Origin of the sequence: Dethiothermospora halolimnae (genome assembly GCF_037577855.1) — a bacterium.
In the GTDB taxonomy this organism is placed as follows: domain Bacteria; phylum Bacillota; class Clostridia; order Tissierellales; family VENL01; genus Dethiothermospora; species Dethiothermospora halolimnae.
Window position 1 is genome coordinate 1 of the sequence record NZ_JBAKFX010000021.1, and the last position, 22,620, is coordinate 22,620.

General features: G+C 31.3%; 19 protein-coding genes. 17 read left to right on the forward strand and 2 right to left on the reverse strand.

Annotation, left to right across the window (positions count from 1 at the left end; all coding sequences use genetic code 11):
• The first annotated feature begins 166 nt into the window (after positions 1 to 166).
• Together nadC and V6137_RS10090 are read left to right on the forward strand one after the other, a co-directional pair.
• Positions 167 to 997, forward strand: a complete 831-nt coding sequence (gene nadC / locus V6137_RS10085) for a carboxylating nicotinate-nucleotide diphosphorylase (RefSeq protein ID WP_425447801.1) — start codon at positions 167 to 169, stop codon at positions 995 to 997.
• A gap of 118 nt (positions 998 to 1,115) precedes the next feature.
• On the forward strand, positions 1,116 to 2,456 hold the full coding sequence (locus V6137_RS10090; protein WP_425447802.1) for a glucose-6-phosphate isomerase: 1,341 nt from the start codon (positions 1,116 to 1,118) through the stop codon (positions 2,454 to 2,456).
• A gap of 22 nt (positions 2,457 to 2,478) precedes the next feature.
• Here the strand turns inward: V6137_RS10090 and V6137_RS10095 are convergent, their stop codons facing one another.
• Positions 2,479 to 2,661: an H-type small acid-soluble spore protein gene (locus V6137_RS10095; RefSeq protein WP_425447803.1), complete on the reverse strand. Its 183-nt coding sequence runs from the start codon at positions 2,659 to 2,661 to the stop codon at positions 2,479 to 2,481.
• A gap of 147 nt (positions 2,662 to 2,808) precedes the next feature.
• Here V6137_RS10095 and V6137_RS10100 point away from each other — a divergent pair, with 147 nt between their 5' ends.
• The 9 genes from V6137_RS10100 (at position 2,809) to V6137_RS10140 (ending at position 12,775) form a co-directional block, all read left to right on the forward strand.
• Entirely contained in the window at positions 2,809 to 3,312 is a 504-nt protein-coding gene (locus tag V6137_RS10100) for a ferritin-like domain-containing protein (protein ID WP_425447804.1), read from the forward strand.
• A 13-nt stretch (positions 3,313 to 3,325) separates the two neighbouring features.
• A complete protein-coding gene (locus V6137_RS10105) occupies positions 3,326 to 3,967 on the forward strand; it encodes a nitroreductase family protein (RefSeq protein ID WP_425447805.1) in 642 nt (213 codons plus the stop codon).
• Positions 3,968 to 4,231: 264 nt separating this feature from the next.
• Complete coding sequence (locus V6137_RS10110) at positions 4,232 to 4,393, forward strand: hypothetical protein (protein ID WP_425447806.1); 162 nt, start codon at positions 4,232 to 4,234, stop codon at positions 4,391 to 4,393.
• Between the two features lie 10 nt (positions 4,394 to 4,403).
• Entirely contained in the window at positions 4,404 to 5,396 is a 993-nt protein-coding gene (locus V6137_RS10115) for a zinc dependent phospholipase C family protein (RefSeq protein ID WP_425447807.1), read from the forward strand.
• A gap of 223 nt (positions 5,397 to 5,619) precedes the next feature.
• Positions 5,620 to 7,977, forward strand: coding sequence for a bifunctional diguanylate cyclase/phosphodiesterase (locus V6137_RS10120; RefSeq protein ID WP_425447808.1), 2,358 nt, complete (start codon positions 5,620 to 5,622; stop codon positions 7,975 to 7,977).
• A 263-nt stretch (positions 7,978 to 8,240) separates the two neighbouring features.
• On the forward strand, positions 8,241 to 9,020 hold the full coding sequence (locus V6137_RS10125; protein WP_425447809.1) for a short-chain-enoyl-CoA hydratase: 780 nt from the start codon (positions 8,241 to 8,243) through the stop codon (positions 9,018 to 9,020).
• Positions 9,021 to 9,035: 15 nt separating this feature from the next.
• Positions 9,036 to 9,881: a 3-hydroxybutyryl-CoA dehydrogenase gene (locus V6137_RS10130; protein ID WP_425447810.1), complete on the forward strand. Its 846-nt coding sequence runs from the start codon at positions 9,036 to 9,038 to the stop codon at positions 9,879 to 9,881.
• A 311-nt stretch (positions 9,882 to 10,192) separates the two neighbouring features.
• Positions 10,193 to 11,377, forward strand: a complete 1,185-nt coding sequence (locus tag V6137_RS10135; protein WP_425447811.1) for an acetyl-CoA C-acetyltransferase — start codon at positions 10,193 to 10,195, stop codon at positions 11,375 to 11,377.
• 381 nt (positions 11,378 to 11,758) lie between these two features.
• Complete coding sequence (locus tag V6137_RS10140) at positions 11,759 to 12,775, forward strand: LCP family protein (protein ID WP_425447812.1); 1,017 nt, start codon at positions 11,759 to 11,761, stop codon at positions 12,773 to 12,775.
• Between the two features lie 114 nt (positions 12,776 to 12,889).
• On the opposite strand, the gene murC is transcribed toward V6137_RS10140, so the two are convergent.
• Complete coding sequence (murC, locus tag V6137_RS10145; RefSeq protein ID WP_425447813.1) at positions 12,890 to 14,284, reverse strand: UDP-N-acetylmuramate--L-alanine ligase; 1,395 nt, start codon at positions 14,282 to 14,284, stop codon at positions 12,890 to 12,892.
• A 268-nt stretch (positions 14,285 to 14,552) separates the two neighbouring features.
• On the opposite strand from murC, the gene purR reads away from it, so the two are divergent.
• The 6 genes from purR to mfd all read left to right on the forward strand — a co-directional run bounded on the left by purR (position 14,553) and on the right by mfd (position 22,582).
• Positions 14,553 to 15,374, forward strand: coding sequence for a pur operon repressor (gene purR / locus V6137_RS10150; protein WP_425447814.1), 822 nt, complete (start codon positions 14,553 to 14,555; stop codon positions 15,372 to 15,374).
• 121 nt (positions 15,375 to 15,495) lie between these two features.
• Complete coding sequence (spoVG, locus tag V6137_RS10155; RefSeq protein WP_425447815.1) at positions 15,496 to 15,762, forward strand: septation regulator SpoVG; 267 nt, start codon at positions 15,496 to 15,498, stop codon at positions 15,760 to 15,762.
• Between the two features lie 199 nt (positions 15,763 to 15,961).
• Positions 15,962 to 17,326: a bifunctional UDP-N-acetylglucosamine diphosphorylase/glucosamine-1-phosphate N-acetyltransferase GlmU gene (glmU, locus tag V6137_RS10160; RefSeq protein ID WP_425447816.1), complete on the forward strand. Its 1,365-nt coding sequence runs from the start codon at positions 15,962 to 15,964 to the stop codon at positions 17,324 to 17,326.
• Positions 17,327 to 17,351: 25 nt separating this feature from the next.
• Entirely contained in the window at positions 17,352 to 18,299 is a 948-nt protein-coding gene (locus V6137_RS10165) for a ribose-phosphate diphosphokinase (protein WP_425447817.1), read from the forward strand.
• 82 nt (positions 18,300 to 18,381) lie between these two features.
• On the forward strand, positions 18,382 to 18,942 hold the full coding sequence (pth, locus tag V6137_RS10170) for an aminoacyl-tRNA hydrolase (protein WP_425447818.1): 561 nt from the start codon (positions 18,382 to 18,384) through the stop codon (positions 18,940 to 18,942).
• 103 nt (positions 18,943 to 19,045) lie between these two features.
• Positions 19,046 to 22,582: a transcription-repair coupling factor gene (gene mfd / locus V6137_RS10175; RefSeq protein ID WP_425447819.1), complete on the forward strand. Its 3,537-nt coding sequence runs from the start codon at positions 19,046 to 19,048 to the stop codon at positions 22,580 to 22,582.
• Positions 22,583 to 22,620 lie beyond the last annotated feature (38 nt).

Here is a 22,620-nt window from a genome sequence, read left to right on the forward strand (position 1 = left end):
TTTACAAGTTTATCTTCACAGTATGAAAAATTCAGATTGTCTTAGTGAACCGCCGTATACCGAACGGTACGTACGGTGGTGTGAGAGGCCGGTAGATAAATTAATTATCTACCTCCTACTCTATAATTTAAAATTCCGAAGTCTGCTTCGGCATAGGAGTGATAAAATGATAGATTTTAAAATACAAGAACTAATAAAAAATGCTTTAATAGAAGATATGAATAATGGAGATATAACAACTGATAATTTAATAGATGATGATCATATATCAAAAGGTGAAATATTAGCAAAAGAAGAAGGGGTAATAGCAGGACTTAATTTTACAGAAACTACATTTAAGCTCTTAGATGATGGCTTAGAGTTTATTAAATTAATTAATGATGGAGATAAAGTTAAGAAAGGGGATATTATTGCAAAGGTAGCAGGAAAAACTAAAGCAATATTATCTGGGGAAAGAACGGCCCTTAATATTTTACAGAGAATGTCGGCCATAGCTACAAAAGCTTCAATATACAAAGAGTCAGTGAATGAATACGATGTAAAGATTGTGGATACTAGAAAAACCACACCTTTACTTAGGGAAATGGAGAAATATGCAGTAAAGATAGGTGGAGGACATAACCATAGATTTAACCTATCCGACGCAGTTATGATTAAAGATAATCATATAAAGGCATCTGGAGGTATAACAAAGGCGATTGAAAAAATAAAAGACAAATTGGGCCACACTATAAAAATAGAAGTAGAAGTTGAAAGCTTAGGGCAGTTGGAAGAAGCTATAAGAGCAGGTGCAGATATAATAATGTTAGATAATATGACCATAGAAGATATGAAGAAAGCAGTTAATATAAATAGCAAAAGGACAATTCTTGAAGCTTCAGGAAATATAACTATAGATAGAATAAAGTCTGTAGCCAAAACAGGGGTAGATGTTATATCTGTAGGAGCACTAACCCATTCAGTAAAGGCTTTAGATATAAGCTTAAATATTGTATAATAAAAATATTAAGAGCATAGATCATATGATTTATCATAGTATCGACTTTGTCTAAGCATACGTTTCTAACAAATTGATTTATGCTTTTATGTATTTTACAAACTAGGGGTGAATAGGTATGGGAAATATATATTTTGATTATTCAAGGGCTGGCATAACAGAAGGTGAAATGGAAGGAATAAGGGATCAGGTTTTATCTGCCCATGATAAATTACATAATAAGAGTGGTCTTGGAAATGATTATTTGGGATGGCTTAATTATCCCAGTAAATATAATAAGGATGAATATAATAGAATAAAAGAGGCAGCTGAAAATATAAAGGATAAGTCAGATATATTTTTAGTTGTAGGTATAGGTGGTTCCTATTTAGGAGCCAGAGCAGCCATATCTGCGTTAAATCATTCTTTTTATAATCAACTATCTAAAGAAAAAAGAAAGTATCCTAGCATATACTTTGTGGGAAATAGTATAAGTGGCAAATATATGGAAGATTTATTAGATATAATAAAGGATAAGGATATAAGCTTAAATGTTATATCAAAGTCAGGAACAACAACAGAGACTGCAATTGCCTTTAGAGTACTAAAGGAGTATATGGAAAAAAAATATGGAAAAGAAGAAGCTAGTAAAAGAATATATGCCACTACAGATAAAGAAAAAGGAGCCCTTAAAAAATTATCTAAAAAAGAGGGGTATGAAACATTCACTATTCCCGATGATGTTGGAGGAAGGTATTCTATATTTACTGCTGTGGGATTATTACCTATGGCTGTTTCTGGAATAGATATAGATGGAATTTTAAAGGGAGCATATGATGGAATGAATGAATATAAAGTAAGGGATATAAACAAAAACTATTGCTATCAGTATGCTGCCACTAGAAATATTTTAAATAGAAGGGGAAAGGATATAGAAATATTGGTAAACTATGAGCCTTCCCTAGAGTATTTATCGAAATGGTGGATACAACTATATGGAGAAAGTGAAGGTAAAGATAATAGAGGTATCTTCCCTTCAAGTGTTAACTTCTCAACGGATTTACATTCATTAGGACAATATATACAGCAGGGAAGAAGGATATTATTTGAAACAACGATTAACATTGAAGAGGCTAACAGTGACATAGGGATAACTAAGGATGATGAAAATCTAGACGGACTTAATTATTTAGCTGGGGAAACAATGGATTTTGTAAACAATAAAGCTTTTGAAGGAACAGTACTGGCCCATATAGATGGTAATGTACCTAACCTTATTATAAATGTACCGAATATGGATCCATACTATTTTGGGAAACTTATTTACTTCTTTGAAAAGGCTTGTGGAATAAGCGGATATATATTAGGGGTAAATCCCTTTAATCAACCGGGGGTTGAAAGTTATAAAAAGAATATGTTTGCTTTATTAGGGAAACCGGGATTTGAAAAGTTAAGAAATAAGATTAATAGTAAATCATAAAATGGGAGTATATACTCCCATTTTATGATATAGTCATATCTTCTTTAAGGTCTGTTAGGGGAACTTTCATGCTTTTGTGGGTTTTTATATTTTCCACATCTGCAGTATTACTATCTAGGCTTTTGATCCAAACGGAATCCCCATTATAGAATACCTCTATTTCTATATTTGAGTTTACTATCTCCTGTGCCCTTATTTTATCCATATGATAACCTCCTTTTACTAATACATAGTTTGTATAATATAACACACTAATATTCATTACATATGATAAAACATTTTAATTTGAATATAATTGGGTATAACAAAGAATAGGAAAAAAATTAATGTATAAAATAAAAGGGGGCTTTTTATGTCAAGGGAATTAAGAATACTTGAATATGCAATGGAAATGGAGAAACAGGGAGAGAAATTTTATCTTAAGTATAAAGATGATGTGGAAGATAAACAGACAAAGAAGCTATTTGAAAATCTTGCTAAAATAGAAAATGAGCATTATAATATTTTAAAGAAGCACTTTGATATATTATCTGAAGGTGGCGATTGGTCAGTAATGGACAGTGACTTATCTGGAGGGGAAGAAATATTTGAAAATGTGATGAAAGAAGAAGAATTACTATCAAAAGATTATAAATCCAATTTATCGGACTTAGCAATAATGAGGATGGCATACTTAATAGAAAATGATTTTGCCAATTTTTATGATAAAGCTGTAGAGACGGCAGAGGGTGAATATGAAAAGAAACTATTAAAATATCTATCAAAGTGGGAACATAAGCATAGGGAACTATTCTATAAAGAATTTAAAGATTTAATGGAGGATAATTGGTTTGAACAAAAATTTTATCCTTTCTAAGGAGGGTTAAACTTTGGCTAATTTAGATTTCATTTATAATAGGCACAGTATAAGAAAGTTTAAAAATGAAGATGTATCTATAGAAGATATTAAGGAAATAATTAAAGCTGCTACATATGCACCATCAGGGAAAAATCTTCAAAACTGGCATTTTGTTGTTGTAAAAAATAAAAACAAGATTAATGAAATGGCAAAAATAGTAGAAAAGAAAAATGAAGAGTTAGCTAAATGTAGCAAAGATAAAGAATTAGCTAAGAATTTCACTAAATTTGTTAAATACCATACTGTATTTCAGAATGCTCCGGTGGTGGTATTAGTATTCGCTGGACCATATCCCAGTACTGGCTATGACCTTATAAAGGAAGCGGGAGCTACTACAAAGGAAATACACGACTTTTTAAGACCATCTCCAGGTATCCAAAATATCGGAGCAGCTATGGAGAATCTATTATTGGCTGCTACTAATATGGGTTATGGCGGTTGTTGGATGACAGGACCTAATTATGCTAGCAAAGAAATAGAAGATTTTATAGGGTTTAAAAAAGATGGATACCATCTAGCAGCAATGACTCCACTTGGAGTACCGGAAGAATCAGAGCTTAGCAGTCCAAAAAGAAAAGATTTAGGAGAAGTTTTGACTATAATTGAAGATTAATAAAAAAACAAAGTGGAGCTCCACTTTGTTTTTTTACCTTGTACTCTGCTCTCTGTACCCTGCACTTAAGCTAAGCTAATATATTTAATCACTTTGGGTAAAAATAAAATATATAATAAAACAGGAGGGTTAAAATTTATGGATATAATAATAGATGATAAAGTAAAAGAATACTTAGAAATGAGAGGAAGTAGTGTTCTTACCATATATACCGAAAGAATAGGTAGTTGTTGACAGCCTATAGATGAAGTTTTTGTAAAAACTTTGAAGCCGGGTGCTTTAGAAGAATATAATAAATTTGATGTTGAAGGTATAACAGTTTATATAAATAATAAAATAGAAATGGAAGATACAATAAAGGTTAGAATGTCAGAAGTTGTTTCTGATTTACCCAATAAAGAAATAGCTGTAGAAGGTATAATGTAGGAGGATTTTTATGCCAGATGTATTGACCCATGTATTATTTGGTTACGATATGATTGATTATTTAGATAAATCTAAGTATAGGGATTTTATAAATAAAAACAAAAAGCTTTTTATACTAGGATGCCAAGGGCCTGATATATTTTTTTATAATGATTTTTGGCCTTGGATTAAGGGGAAAAGGGGACCTAGTCTAGGTAAATTAATGCATAGAGAAAAGACAGGTGAATATTTCATAAAAAGCTTAGAGTACATTAAACAAAAATCAGGAGAAGGATGTTTTGGTGAGTTATTCTCATATATAACTGGAGCAATGTGTCACTTTGGCCTAGATAGAGTAGTCCATCCCTATATATTTTATTATTCAGGTAAATATAATAAAAATGATGTAAAAACCCATAAATACAGGGAATATCATAAAAAGCTAGAGCTTATCATAGATGCATTACTATTGAAAGAGAAAAAAGATCTATTAAGTCATAAGTATCCCGTATACAAAGAAATAGATCTTGGCAAAGAATTGCCTAAATCGATTAGAAAGTTTTATAAACATATAATAAAGTCTGTGTATAATTTAGACATTAAAGGTGATTTTTCAAATGATGCCTATAAAGATATGAAAAGGGTATTAAAAGTAATGTATGACCCATTGGGTTTTAAGAAAATATTACTTAATAGTATAGACTTTATAAAAAGGGGAAGAATAAAATACAGTAATCTGACCTATCCTCGAAAATTTATAAACGATAAAGATTATTTAAATGAAAGTAATAAAATATGGTTACACCCTTGTGACGAAACTAAATCCTATAATGCAAGTTTTCATCAACTATATAATAGAGCTAAAGATGAAAGTGAAAATATGATAGATAATGGGATTAAATTTTTAAACAACAAGTTAACAAAAAAGGAGTTAAAAGAGGCTTTTCCTAATCTTTCATATTCAACAGGAGAAGAAATTAATAATAATATTGTTATGAAATACTTCGACCCTATCTTTGATTAGATAGGGTTTATTTAAAGTATACTAAAATTCGCTCCAAAATCTGATTATACAAGTAAGAAAATGAAGGAATAAGTTGTTTCATGTCGAATATATAAATAATGGCAAAAAACTATTAATCAAAATAACATTAAGTGTAAATTTATTATATATTATTGTTATTAGTCCATATTTAGGGTAAATATGAAGTATAAATTGATATATATATATATACTGGGGTGAGCTGGTGAGAAAAAATAAATTTGTAAGTATAAAGAAAAAATTTCTTATGGCATTTATAGGAATAAGTATATTAATAACTGTGATACCCATATCTATAACCTATACTTTAAATAAAAATAATCTGGAAGATACCCTTAATAAAGAAGGGGCTAAAGACACAAAGATATCTTCTGTTATGATTGGAAACTGGCTACAAGAGAGGATAAATGAAGTGGAAATATATGCCCAAAACCCATTAGTGAAAACCATGAACTGGGAAGTTATAAAGAAGTATCTTAAATCAGAGGAAAAAAGAGAAGATGATCTATATGCTGTGTCATTTATTTCTGATCTATATGGAAATTATAGTACAACAGATATAGACCATGCAGGAAATATAAGATATAGAACCTATTTTAAGAAAGTTGTGACTAAGGGAGAAACAGTATTATCAAACCCTGTTATCTCTAAAAGTACTAATAAACCTATAGCTGTTATAGCAGCTCCCATAAAAAATGATACTGGAAGGATAAAGGGTGTAATAGGAAGGGCTATAGATCTAGAAAAGTTATATAACCATATTGAAAATATTAGGTTTGAACATCCTGATTCCTACTCCTTTATATTGGATAAAAATGGACAAATAGTTACTTATCCAGATAAAGAATTAATAATGAGTAGAGACCTAATTAATTACTCTGAAGATATGGGTAAGGATATAATAGAAAAAGCCACAAAAGTATTAAATAATGAATATGGCTATGTGAAATTTAATTATAAGGGTAAACCTAACTTATTTTATTATAACGAGATACCCAATACAGATGGTTGGCAACTAGTAACTAAGGTGCCGCAATCATATTTGTATACACCAATAAATAATATATATAAATCAATAATCGTATCCCTTGGATTAGGACTTATAATAATATTTATATTTGGATATATATTTGTAAATACTATTTCAAAACCAATTTTAAAATTAAATAACCTATTAAAAAAGGCATCATCGGGGGACTTAGCAGTAAGGTCTGAACACCCTTATAATGATGAGGTTGGACAAGTTAGTGATAGTTTCAATAAGATGATGGATAATATAAATCGTCTTACATATACAGATACTTTAACCGATTTACCCAATAGAAAGGTTTTCCAAGAACAACTGGAGCTATCTATAAATTATTGCAAAACCAATAATGACAAATTACCTGTCTTTATATTGGGGTTAGATAGGTTTAGAAATATAAACGATACCCTAGGACATAATACAGGGGATGAGTTAATAAAAAGAGTGTCTCAAAGACTAAAAGAACAGATAAATGATCAAGGAATAGTAGGACGGCTGGGTAGGGAAGATTTCGGGATAGTTATGTATAGTATTAAAAATTATAATAAAATGATATCTGTCATTGAAGATATTTTAGATGATATAAAGCGACCATATAGAATTGAAGACCACGAACTATATATAACATCCAGTATAGGTGTGGCAATATATCCAAGGGATGGGAAAGAGTATGGTACATTAATTAAAAATGCCAATATAGCCATGGGAAGGGCTAAGGAAATAGGTGGAAATGCTTATCAGCTTTATAGAGTGGAAATGAAGAATGATTTAGTAGAACAACTCTCGTTAGATGCAAATATGAGATATGGCCTTCAAAATAATGAGTTCTATAATTATTATCAACCTATAATAGATATTACGACTGGAGAGATAGTTGCGGTTGAGGCATTAGTTAGATGGATACACCCAAACATTGGTTTGATATCCCCTGCAAAGTTTATACCCTTGGCTGAAGAAAATGGTCTAATATTACCCTTAGGGGAAACCATTTTAAGAAATGCATGTTCCCATGTAAAAAAACTTCATAATGAAGGATATCCAAAACTATCAGTATCAGTTAATATATCTACAATACAGTTTGAAAAAGAAGGCTTTGTTAAAATGGTTAAGGATATATTAAGGGAAGAGGATTTAGAACCTAGGTTTTTAAAACTTGAAATTACAGAAAGTATTGTTGTAAAAGACATTAGTCATACAATTAATATCTTAAACGAACTGAGAGCTATGGGAGTATCGATATCAATAGATGATTTTGGAACAGGATATTCTTCTTTAGGTTATCTAAGGGAATTTGCAATAAATACATTAAAAATAGACAAATCCTTTGTTATGGGGCTAATGAAGGATAAAAAGAATGAAGCAATAATTTCAACTATAATAAGTATAGCTAAAAACTTAGAATTAGAAGTGATAGCCGAGGGAGTAGAAACTGAAAAGGAACTTAAGTTTTTAAGTGATGAAAAATGTAACTATGCCCAAGGATATTATTTTAGTAAACCGGTAGCATTTGAAGAATTGAAAAAATTACTTAACTAGGGCTTCGATATATTGAAGCCCTAGTTAACTTTGTATTATTAAAACCCTCCACATTGCATTTTCTACTCTGAAGAGAATAAAGAAGATGATAAGGATTCTTGTTCTTCAAATATTAAAAAAAAGACATAATTCAAAAAAATAGGTTAAATTAAAGGATTTTCATATTAAATATAGAATGTGTAAAACATAAGTAATTAGAAATTTTATAATATTATAAACAAGTTATGAATAACATATTATATACAAATTAAGGGGGCTTTTATATGGAGTTTCAGAACCTTTTATTAAAAAGGGAAGGGAATATTTCTATTATAACCTTAAACAGACCTAAAGCTTTAAATGCACTTAATTATGATACTTTAAAGGACTTAGACAATGTAGTAGACTTTTTAGCTGAAGATGACAATACATATGTGGTAATTATAACAGGTGCAGAAAAGGCATTTGTTGCAGGTGCTGATATAACAGAAATGAAGGATATGGATTCAGAAAAGGGTAGAGAATTTGGAAAGTTTGGGGCAAAGGTTTTTAGAAAAATCGAGAGTTTAGAGAAGCCAGTTATTGCAGCGGTTAATGGTTTTGCATTAGGTGGTGGGTGTGAATTAGCTTTATCCTGTGACATAAGAATAGCTTCTGAAAAAGCTAAATTTGGTCAACCAGAAGTTGGTCTTGGAATAACTCCAGGTTTTTCAGGAACCCAAAGAATGGCTAGAATAGTTGGTATATCTAAAGCTAAGGAATTAATATATACAGGCAATATGATAGATGCCAATGAAGCCATAGATATAGGTCTTGTTAATAAAGTGGTATCAAAAGATGAACTAATGGATTCGGCCATGAATATGGCGAAGAAAATAGCTAGTAATGGACAATTAGCTGTTAAATATTCGAAAATAGCCATAAACAAAGGGATAGAGACGGATATGGAAACGGCTATGGAAATAGAGAACAATGTATTTGGACTTTGTTTTGCCACCGAGGATCAGAGGGAAGGAATGGAAGCCTTTGTGGAAAAAAGAAAACCAAATTTTAAGAATAAATAAATGGGAGGAGATCTTATGAAATTTTTTATATTAGGTGCAGGAACAATGGGTTCTGGTATAGCTCAAGTATTGGCTACTTCAGGGTATGAAGTTGTTTTAAGGGATATAAAAGAGGAATATGTTGATAGGGGAATCTCAGGTATAACTAAAAACTTAAATAGAAGTGTGAAAAAGGAAAGAATAACAGAAGATAAGAAGGATGAAATACTTAGTAAGATAACTACTACAACTGATATAAATTTAGCTAAAGATGTGGATATGGTAATAGAGGCTGCAGTTGAAAATATGGAAATTAAGAAGAAAATATTTAAAGAACTAGATGATATATGTAAAGAGGAAACAATACTTGCTACTAATACATCATCACTATCAATAACTGAAATAGCAGCTTCAACCAACAGACCAGATAAGGTTATAGGTATGCATTTCTTTAATCCTGTGCCTATTATGAAACTTGTTGAGGTAATAAAGGGAATAGCCACATCAGAAGAGACTAAGCAGAAGGTTGTTGAGTTATCTGAAAAACTAGGTAAAACTCCAGTTGAAGTTGAAGAGGCACCTGGTTTTGTGGTGAACAGAATACTTATTCCTATGATAAATGAAGCCATAGGTATATTAGCAGATGGGGTTGCAAGTAAAGAGGATATAGACACTGGAATGAAACTAGGCGCAAACCATCCTATAGGACCTTTAGCCTTAGCAGACCTTATAGGAAATGATGTATGCTTAGCTATTATGGAGGTATTATATGAAGAGTTCGGTGATACTAAGTATAGACCTCATCCATTATTAAGAAAAATGGTTAGGGGTAATCTATTAGGTAGAAAGACTAAAAAAGGATTTTATGATTATAATAAATAGAATAGAAATATTTCAGAAAACCTACTTTTAAAGTAGGTTTTCTGAATGTTTAGAGTTTGTTAAAGTATTAACCATGAGAAGATAAAGAATAAAGAATTAAAGAATAAAGAATAGAGAATAAAGAATAGAGAAGGAGATTTTACTCCCTAGGGTCGTAAAATTTAATTATGTAGAAACAGGCATGCTCTGTCTAGGGATATAAAATAATAAATCGAAATAAAAATTTAGGTTAAGGTTAAGATTAAGGTTGAGTAAATCAACCTTAGTCTCAATTTTAACCTGTTATAAAAAATAAATGGGAGGAATAAAGAATGAGAGAAGTTGTAATTGTAAGTGCAAAAAGGACACCAATAGGGACTTTCGGGGGAAGTTTATCAAAATTATCAGCAATAGATTTAGGAGTAGAAGCTACAAAGGCTGTTATAAAGGATGCAGGAATTACTGGAGAAGAAATAAATGAAGTAATAATAGGAAATGTATTATCGGCAGGACTTGGACAGAATCCTGCAAGACAAGTGGCAATAGGTTCAGGATTACCAGAAACTATCCCTGCAATGACCATTAACAAAGTTTGTGGTTCTGGACTTAGGGCTATAAGTATGGCTGCTCAATTTATAATGCTTGGAGATGCAGATGTTATACTAGCTGGAGGTACTGAAAGTATGAGTAATGCACCATATACTGTTCCAAAGGCTAGATGGGGACATAAAATGGGAGATGGAAAGCTCATAGATACAATGGTACATGATGGACTAACAGATATATTTAATAACTATCATATGGGTATAACGGCAGAAAATATAGCAGAGAGATGGAATATAACAAGGGAAGAACAAGATCAGTTTGCAGCATTAAGTCAGCAAAAGGCAGAAAAGGCCCAAAAAGAAAATAGATTTAAAGAAGAAATAGTACCAGTGGAGATCCCTCAAAGAAAGGGAGACCCTATTAAAGTCGATATAGATGAACATCCAAGGCATGGAACTACATCAGAAAAATTAGCTAAGCTTAGACCCGCATTTAAAAAAGACGGTACGGTAACAGCAGGAAATGCATCGGGAATTAATGACGGAGCTTCAATGGTTATATTAATGTCTAAGAAAAAAGCTAATGAAATGGGTATAAAGCCCCTTGCAACTATAAAGTCCTATGGTTCAGCTGCTTTAAACCCAGAGATAATGGGCTATGGACCAGTTCCAGCCACTAAAAAAGCCTTAGAAAAGGCAAATATGAAGGTAGAAGATATAGATCTTATTGAAGCTAATGAGGCATTTGCATCCCAGTCTATAGCGGTTATGAAGGACTTAGGGCTTGATAAAGGTAAGGTAAATGTTAATGGTGGAGCCATAGCATTAGGCCATCCAATAGGAGCATCGGGAGCTAGGATATTTGTTACCCTTATCCATGAGATGTTGAAAAGGGATTCAAAAACAGGCCTTGCAACATTATGTATAGGAGGAGGCCAAGGAACAGCGGTTATTGTAGAGAGAAAAAAATAGAGTGTAAAAGTCAAGGGAATGACAAAGATAAGTAATAAACGATGATGCTGTAGAGGGGAATTCATTCCCCGGTATAATAATATAGAGAAAGGTTTTAAATAGATTTTCATACTTTGGTTGTTGGGGGATTCGTAATCCCCCAACTTTTTTTGCAACTTTTTAAAGTTATCTTCGTCTAAATGTATAAAGACCAACATCCCTGTACCCTGTACTCTGCCCTCTGCACAAAAGTAAAGTCGTGGCAAAACCACCTTACTTTCAAAGATTGTAATAATTTTGTAACTTGCTACCAAAAATTAATATGATATAATTTTATCGTATGGTTTATTAATAACTGGTATTATAATTTTATTATTATAAAACCAAGGAAGGGGAAACACTATGAAATTATTTTTAAAAATATTTGCGATAGCATTGGCTTGTATTCTATTAGCAGGAGCAGCAGGATGGATTGCATATGATAAGTTGTTCTATGAAGAAACTAAAGAACTAGAAGAGGATATAGTAAATGTAGACGAAGATCAAGATGGCAATAAGGATGTAGAAAAAGAAGAAAAGGAAGACGAGAAAGAGAAGGATCCACTTAAAGAAGCTTATGAAAATAGTAATAGGGTTAACTTTTTATTAGTTGGCATTCAAAATGGAATGACAGATACTATTATTTTAACTAGTTTAGATAGAGATACCAAGAAGGTAGATATGATATCTATACCTAGGGATACTTATTATTGGAGAAAAGGATATGATAGACCAGCGGAGGAAAGGAAAGTAAACGCAGCATACCCAGATCATGGCATAGAAGCTACAAAGAAAATAGTGTCGGATATTTTGATGGATATACCTATAGATTATTATGTTAAAGTTGACTATAGAGGGGTTGAAAAAATAGTTGATGCAATTGGAGGGGTAAAGGTTGATATACCTATTAATATGAATTATGACGATGAATGGGATAAACCAGAACTTCATATACATTTCTCTAAGGGTCCTAAAATATTAAATGGACAAGAAGCTATAGAGTTTTTAAGATTTAGAAAAAATAATGATGGTACGGGTTATCCCGATGGAGATTTAGGAAGAATAAAGGCCCAACAGCAGTTCATAAAATCGGCTATAAATAAAGCCTTGAGTTTTAAACTACCATCAGTTATTCAGAAATCAATAAAACATGTTAAAACCGATGTAAACTTAAAAGATGCTATACTTTATGCTTCAGATGTTTCTAATTTAGATGTTTCTAGTGATGTATCTATGATTACTATACCAGGTTATGATAAGTATACAGATAAAGGAGCGGGGAAATCATCATACTTTTTCCATGATCCTAAAGAAGTAAAAAAGGTAATTATGAACCTCTATGGTGTAGAAGAAGAGGAACAAGAAAATAAAGAAGAATAAAAAAAGTGCTACCAAATATTTGGTAGCACTTTTTTTATTTCTTGGGGGATTGGGGGACAATCTATTATAATTATAACCAATTATATTTTTTTTAAACATAAAATATAAAAATATTTATGCACTAACCTTATTTATTTTAATTAATTGATCTCCTATTTTATAAACATCTCCTGCACCCATTGTAATAACAACATCCCCATCGCTACAGTTATTTAAAAGATAAGAGGATATCTCATCAAAATCTTTTATATAAATAGTATCTACATTTTTTTTCTTTAATTTATCCACTAAATCCACTGAATGTATTAAACCAGTATCCTTTTCTCTAGCGGGGTAGATATCTGGTATTATTACTTTATCTGCTTTACTAAAGGAATTACTAAATTCTTCTAATAGAGATTTTGTTCTAGTATATGTATGGGGCTGAAAAACACACCATACTTTTTTAGGACTTATTTTTTTTATCGATTCCAATGTTGACTTTATCGCTGTTGGGTGGTGGGCATAATCATCTATTATTTTTATATTGTTTATAGAGCCCTTATATTCTAGTCTTCTATGGGTACCATTATAATATTTTAAATTATCTATTGCTTCTTTTAAAGGAACTCCACATTTATGGGCAGTAACTATTGCAGCTAAAGAGTTATAAACATTATGAACTCCCATAACCTTTAGCTCAACACTATACTCATGGTCATTTACCAATAGTTTATATTTAGGGAATCCTTCCTTAGTGAAGGTTATATCCTTAGCTAAATAATCACTATTATTTTTAATACCAAAGGTTACAACGTCACAATTTGAATTATTGATAACACTTTTACAATTATCATCATCATTATTGATTACTAAAAAACCATCTTTAGGTATATTCTTAGTAAAGTCGGTAAAGGTATCGATAATATGATTTAAATCTCTATAATAATCTAAATGGTCCTCTTCTATATTTAATATAATACCTATAGATGGGTGAAACTTTAAGATGTTGGCTTTATATTCACAGGCTTCTGTTACTAGACAACTATTGTCTCCTATTTTAACAGTTCCCTCTAAGTCATCTAAGACTCCTCCAAGCAATATGGTGGGGTTTATAGATGAGTTATTTAGTATAACAGATAACATACCTGTGGTTGTACTCTTACCGTGGGTACCTGAAATACCAACGGATTTATCATAAACCTTCATTAATTGACCTAAAAAGTTTCCTCGGTTTATAGTTTCTATCTTCCTTTTATTAGCCTCTAAAAGCTCTTCATTATCATTACTAATGGCATCGGTATATATAATTAAGTCGGCATTAGTTATATTTTCTTTATTATGACCGATATATACCCTAGCTCCTTTACTTTCAAGTCTTTCTATTATGGGGGAATATTTTTCATCGGAACCTGAAACTTCATAACCCTCACTTATTAAAATTTCAGCAAGACCACTCATACTAATTCCGCCGATTCCTATGAAATGAATGTGTTTGAATTTATTGTTATATATACTCGATAAAAGCATTTGGAAAACCTCCTATGAAAATCCTTATTGATATTATTACCAAATTTTATGATATTATTATTTTATTCTTAATAATCTAATTATGACACTGTAAATTATATCATATATGCTTATGTAATTATAGTAAATAGAATAATAGAGAAATATAGGGAATTATTATTTTAATACAGTTGGAAAATATTATGCATATAAAAAAACTATTGAAATGGACATAAAAAACGAATAAAATAAAACATAACATATATAATATTCGTATTAGGAGGATGTTATGGAAAAATTAAGAAGAAATGAGAGAATCGGAGCCTTAATGAATGTTTTAACCAATAGACCTAACCATATATTCACATATAACTACTTTACAGATAAATTTAATGCTGCAAAATCCACAATAAGTGAAGATATAGTTATACTGAAAAGGCTAGTTAATAAATTAAATTTAGGACATATAGAAACCATATCTGGAGCAGCAGGAGGAGTTAAATTTGTACCCCAAATGTCTCAAAATCAGATTAAAGAGTTTTTAATGGAAACCTGTGAATATTTGTCATCAACCGATAGAATAATCCCCGGGGGCTTTATATATATGACAGATATACTTTATTATCCAGACATAGTTAATAACATAGGGAGGATATTCGCATCTTACTTTGTAAATAAAGATATAGACTATGTGGTTACCGTTGAAACTAAAGGAATTCCCATAGCATTAACAACAGCAAATGTTTTAAATGTTCCACTGGTTATAGTAAGAAGAAATGCCAAGGTGACAGAGGGCCCCACTGTTAGTATAAATTATGTTACAGGGTCTACAAAACAAATTCATACAATGTCTTTATCAAGAAAAGCAATAAAAGAAGGTTCCAATGTATTAATTATTGATGATTTTATGAAAGCTGGGGGAACTGCTAAAGGAATTAAGGATATGATGAAAGAATTTAACGTAAATGTATCTGGGATAGGGGTATTTATATCCACAGAACACCCCAATGATAAATTAGTAAAGGATTATATTTCACTATTAACACTAAAAGGGGTTGATGAGGAAAAAGAAAAGGTATATATAGAGCCCAGTAAAGGTATTAATGGTTAATATTACAAAAAAGGGCAAAAAAATAAAAAAGTTTAATTATAGGAAGGATTTTTTCGAAAAATAGAGAATATTTAAAATATATCTTAATTAGATAGACTTCGGGGGGAAGGTGGTGAACAATATGAACGTAACAGATGTGAGGGTTAGAAAGATCAATACTGAAGGGAAGATGAAGGCGATTGTATCTGTAACCTTCGATAATGAGTTTGTTGTTCATGATATTAAAATAATCGAAGGTCAAAGCGGAGCTTTTATAGCTATGCCCAGTAGAAAGACTCCAGATGGAGAATTTAGAGACATAGCTCATCCTATTAATTCAGAAACTAGAGAAAAAATTCAACAGGCAGTTTTTGCTGAGTATGAAAATGCTTTAGTAGAGAATGAGTAATAAAAGGGTCATTTAGACCCTTTTTTTACTTTTTGTAGTTGTGTTTTTTATTAAAGTTTAATATTATAGTTAATGAAAGAATTAAAATTGTTTATAATATTTTTATGTGATAAAATAGCAACGGATTGAAATTAAAATTGTATATAAATCACATAATAATTATATAGAAAAGACATTAAAATCTGAGAGGGTGTATGGTATGTTAAAATCGATAATTTTAGCAGCTGGTGAAGGTAGCAGAATGAAATCAAAACTACCTAAGGCTTTACATAAAGTATGTGATAAACCTATGCTTACCCATATCATTGATGCTGCAAAAACAGCAGGTGTAGAGGAAAATATAGTAATCATAGGTCATGGAAAAGAAAAGATCATGGATACTGTAAATAGAGGGGATATTAAGTATGCTGTTCAACCTATGGGAGAAGATCAGCCCTATGGAACAGGATTTGCCGTTATGCAAGCTATGGATTATATAGATGATGATGATGATGTAATAATTCTTTGTGGAGATACACCCCTTATAACTGGAGATACAATAAATGATTTGTTCACTTATCATAAAGAAAAAAAATATTTTGCCACTGTATTAACATCTATGGTTGAAGATGCCACTGGTTATGGTAGAATAGTTAGGGATGATAATAACGATGTAATAAAAATTGTAGAACATAAAGATGCAAATCACAAAGAAAGACAGATTAATGAAATCAATTCAGGCATAGTTGTTTTTAACGGAGAGGTTCTTAAAGGAGTATTACATAAGCTTAGTAATGATAACTCCCAAAATGAGTATTATATAACAGATGCCATTGAAATACTTAGTAAAGAAGGCAATAGAGTTGGGGGATATGGCTTAAAAGATAATAAAGAAATACTTGGAGTTAACTCTAGGGTTAATCTTTCGGAAGCTGAAAAAATAATGAGAAATAGAATAAATGAAAAGCTTATGAGAGAAGGAGTTTCTATAATAAATCCCAATAATAGCTATATATCTACTGATGCTAAAATAGGAAAAGATACTATAATATATCCGGGTGTAATAATAAAGGGTAATGTAATAATAGGAGAGGACTGTATTATAGGACATAATAGTAGGATAGAAAATAGTATATTGGGAAATAATGTAGAAATTCAATCATCTACAATAATTGATAGTAAAGTGGATGATAATACTAAAATAGGACCCTATGCATATATTAGACCCAACAGTGAAATAGGAAAAAATGTAAAAATAGGGGACTTTGTTGAAGTTAAAAAATCCAAAATAGGAGATAACTCAAAGGCTTCCCATCTTGCCTATATTGGTGATGCCATAGTGGGTAAAAATGTTAATATTGGATGTGGAGTGGTTTTTGTGAATTATGATGGGGAAAACAAACATAAAACCATAGTAGAAGACGATTCATTTATAGGTAGCAATTCCAATTTAGTTGCGCCTGTAAAAGTAAATAAAAATGGATTCGTAGCTGCAGGGTCCACTATAACAGATGAAGTGCCAAAAAACAGTCTCTCTATTGCAAGGGCTAGACAAGTTAATAAAGAAGGCTGGAATAAAAAATAAAGTCAAAGGATTAGGAGGAAATATAATGAACGAACAGGGAAGAAAAATAAAAGTATTTTCAGGTAATGCCAATAAAAAATTGGCTGAAAAAATATGTAAGGAACTTGGAGTGCACCTTGGAGATTGTAGTGTAACTAGGTTTAGTGATGGAGAAATAGCTGTAAACATTAATGAAACAGTAAGGGGAGTAGATGTATACATAATCCAACCTACTTGTCCAGATGTTAATGAAAATCTGATGGAAACTCTTATTCTTATTGATGCAATGAAAAGGGCTTCAGCAGGAAGAATAAATGCTGTTATTCCTTATTATGGATATGCTAGACAAGACAGAAAAGCAAAAGCTAGAGATCCTATTACAGCTAAATTAGTTGCAGACCTTCTAACAAGGGCAGGGGCTGATAGAGTGGTAAGTATGGATCTACATGCAGGTCAAATTCAAGGATACTTTGATATACCAGTGGATCATTTATTAGGGGTACCTATTCTTGCAGATTACTTTAAGGGAGAAGTTAGTAGAGATACTGTTGTAGTTTCCCCAGACCTAGGTGGAGTTACTAGGGCCAGAAATTTTGCTAGCTTATTAGATTTACCTATAGCAATAATAGAAAAAAGAAGACCTAAAGCTAATGTATCAGAGGTTATGAATGTAATTGGTGATATAGAAGGTAAGAATGTTATAATAGTTGATGATATAATAGATACAGCGGGAACAATGACTAAGGCGGCTAAGGTATTAAAGGACTTTGGTGCCAAGAGTGTATATGCAGCTTGTACCCATCCATTATTATCGGGACCAGCTATTGAAAGAATAGAAAATTCTGTTATAGAAAAATTTGTTGTAAGTGATACAATACCATTACCAGAGGAGAAGAAAATAGATCAAATAGAAGTGGTGTCAGTGGCAAGTCTATTTGCAGAGGCTATTAAGAGAATACATGGTAATCAATCTGTAAGCAAGTTATTTGATTAATATTGGTAAACAAAATACAGTGCATAATATTTTGCACTGTGTTTTAATATTTCTAAACCTGAACTAAGTAGGAGTTGATACTTTGTATGCTATAATAGGATTAGGGAATCCAGGAAGAAAATATGAACACACAAGGCATAATGTGGGATTTAATGCCATAGATTGTTTAGCCCAGAGGCTTAATGTAAAGTTAACTAAAATAAAACATAAAGCTGTATATGGGGAAGCAAATATAAATGGGGAGAAGGTTTTATTAGTAAAACCCCAAACATATATGAATAATAGTGGAGATTCTGTATTAGACATCTACAATTATTACAAATTACCGGTAGAAAACATTATAATAATATATGATGATACAGATATAGCCTTTGGCTCAATAAGAATTAGACCCAAAGGTAGTGCCGGAGGACAAAATGGAATGAAGTCAATAATATACCAACTGAAAAGTGATCAGTTTCCTAGAATAAGGATAGGTATAGGAAAAAAAGAGCCTAATCAAGATTTAGCTAGTTTTGTTTTAAGTAGATTTAATAAAGAGGAAAGACAAATAGTAGATGATGCAATATTAAAGGCAGCAAAGGCAGCAGAAATGATAGTTACCGATGATGTAAATAAATCGATGAACAAATATAATGGATAAAATTCAAATGAAATATTTTAAAGTTTAAAAGCATATAATAACTTCTAGAAGCCCAGGGACCTTAAACCTGGGCTAAAGGTGTTTGATTTAAGGAGATGATGTTGTGGCTAAAAATGTATTTATTGATCAACTTAAAAATCTTCCTTCATATAATCAAGTTTTAAGTGAAATAGAAAAGAGAAAATCTCCTATTTCGTTACATGGTCTATCGGATGAAAACATAGGACACATATCCTATGGATTAAACCAACATATAAATAGACCTGTCTTGATTTTAACCGAGGATGATCTACGGGCAAAAAAATTATTTGAAGATTTAAAATTTTGGGGACAAGATAATGTGGAGTTATTTCCAACTAGGGAGATAGTCTTTTATGATATTGATGCCTATAGTCATGATATATCTAATCAAAGGCTTAGGGTTTTAAATAGATTAAATAATAATGAAAACATTACTGTGGTGGCATCGGTTGAATCTTTGTTAAATAAAACCTTAGATAAAAAATTATTTAAAGAGTACTCCTTTAATATATCCTTTGGAGAGACAATAGATTTTAAAAAAATAGCTGGCGACCTTAATATTATGGGGTATGACAGGGTTGATATGGTAGAAGGAAAAGGTCAATATTCCATAAGGGGAGGAATTATAGATTTGTTTCCAATAAATTCCCATGATCCATATAGAATAGAGTTATTTGATGATGAGATAGATTCTATAAGGAGTTTCAATTTAAAAAACCAAAGATCCATAGAAAATAAGGACCATATTAGTGTAAATCCTGTGAAGGAAATAATATTAACCGATGATATAAAGAAAAATTTAATAAAAGATATGGAAGATGATCTTAATAAAACTATATCTAAGTTGAGAAAAAGTAACGAAAATACAATCATAGATAAGCTAGAAGATAAATTTTCATATCAAATAGAGAAGCTTAAAAGTGGATTAAGCATAGATAATATTGATTTATATATACCCTATATGGTTAGTGGGGTATCCACAATATTGGATTACTTTAATGATCAGTCACTAATTGTAATTGACGAACCTAGAAGAATAGAAGATAGAGTAGATAATCTAAAAGATGATTTTGTAGGAAGATATACTGATTTATATAATATGGGAGAGGTCTTACCTAAACATGAAGATGTATATCATTCATATGATGAGATTATTAATAAAATTAATAATAAAATTTCTATAACGGCTACCACACTTTTGAAAAATAACCCAAGATTTAAACCAAAGTCTATTATTAATTTTATGACAAAGTCCATGCAATCTTTTCACAATAAGCTAGAACTTCTTGTAGAGGAGTTAAATAATTATAGATATAGAGGATATAAGGTTATTATATTATCAGGAACTGAGGACAAAGGTAAAAGACTTGAAGAAAACCTTAATGAAAAGGGGATAGGCTGTAAATATATATCTGATGTTGATACAGAAATAAAATCTAGTGAAATATATATTACTGAGGGCTCAATAAGTAAGGGATTTGAATATCCTAAAGTAAAACTTGCTATTATAAGTGATAAAGAAGTATTTGGAACATCTAAGAAGAGAAGGACATTAAAGAAGAGAAAAGATGCAAAGAAAATAGAATCCTTTACAGATTTAAAGGTAGGGGACTATGTAGTGCATGAAGGCCACGGTATAGGAAAATATGTTGGGATAGAACAGTTAAAGGTTCAGGATAAGAAAAAGGATTATATGAAGATACAATATTCCGGTGAAGACAAACTATATGTGCCGGTGGATCAGATGAACCTTATACAGAAATATATAGGGGCAGATACTGTTAAACCTAAAGTAAATAAATTAGGTAGTAGTGAATGGAGAAAGACTAAAACCAAGGTAAAAAAATCAATAGAGGATATGGCCGATGAATTATTAAAGTTATATGCTAAGAGGGAAACTGTAAAAGGTTATGCCTTTTCAAAGGATCAACCATGGCAAAAACAATTTGAGGATAGCTTTCCCTATGAAGAAACTGATGATCAGTTAAGGTGCATAGAAGAGATAAAAGAGGATATGGAAAAAGGAAGGCCTATGGATAGACTATTATGTGGAGATGTTGGCTATGGAAAAACAGAGGTTGCCCTAAGAGCTGCTTTTAAAGCCGTCATGGATGGGAAACAAGTTGCTTTTCTAGTTCCAACAACCATACTAGCCCAACAACATTATAATACCCTTGTGGAAAGGTTTTCTGATTTTCCTATAAAAATAGAAATGCTAAGTAGATTTAGAACCCCTGGAAGGCAAAAGAAGATAATTAATGATGTAAAAGGTGGAAATCTTGATATAGTAGTGGGAACCCACAGAATACTATCTAAAGATATTAAGTTTTATGATTTAGGCCTTTTAGTTGTAGATGAAGAACAAAGATTTGGAGTTAAGCATAAAGAATCTTTAAAAAAGATCAAAGAATCGGTGGATGTATTGACCCTTACAGCAACCCCTATACCCAGAACTCTTCATATGTCCATGGTTGGAATAAGGGATATGAGTGTAATAGAAGAACCACCAGAGGAGAGATACCCTGTACAAACCTATGTGGTAGAGTATAATGAGCAACTTATAAGGGATGCTATCGTGAAAGAATATAATAGAAATGGGCAGGTTTATATAGTTTATAACAGAGTAAAGGGTATTCAAACCATTGCATCTAAAATCAAAAAACTAGTTCCAGAAATAAAAGTAGCAGTTGGCCATGGACAAATGGGGGAGAGACAACTTGAAAATACAATGATGGATTTTTTAGATGGGGAATATGATGTGTTAGTTTGTACTACGATTATTGAAACGGGACTTGATATACCTAATGTAAATACTATGATAATTCTTGATGCTGATAAAATGGGGCTATCCCAATTGTACCAGTTAAGGGGCAGGGTAGGAAGATCTAATAGATTAGCATATTCCTACTTTATGTATGAAAAGGATAAGGTATTATCTGAGGTGGCAGAAAAGAGGTTGAAGGCTATAAAAGAATTTACTGAATTTGGCTCTGGATTCAAAATAGCCATGAGGGATTTGGAAATTAGAGGTGCAGGAAATTTACTTGGCCAACAGCAACATGGACATATGGCATCGATAGGGTATGATTTATATGTTAAGTTCTTAGAATCTGCTATTAAAAAATTAAAAGGGCAGGAAAAAGAAGAAACAGTTGAAACCACAATAGAAATAAATGTGGATGGATATATACCGAATAAATATATACCAAATGAAGAGCAAAAGGTTGAAATATATAAAAAGATATCGGCAATAGAAACAAAGGAAGAATATAGAGATGTATTAGAAGAAATTATAGATAGATTTGGAGATGTGAATAAGGCGGTTAATAATCTTCTTAGAATATCTTATATAAAATCTTTATCCCAAAGGGCTAATATTGTTTCTATCTCTCAAAAGGATAGGTTTGTGACCTTTGAGTTCTCAAGTGATAAAGATATAAAACCTGAACTTATAAACTTTCTTGCTACCAACTATAATAGGAGGGTTAGCTTTGATGTTGCAGGTAAACCTAAAATAATGTACAGACTTAGGGAAACTAGCCAAGAAGGAATTTTATTGGAAACAGAAGAAGTTGTTGAAAAAATTAGCAGTTTTCACGGAGGACAAACTAATATATAATATAAATGTAAAGGTATAAAACAGAGGGAGAGGATATA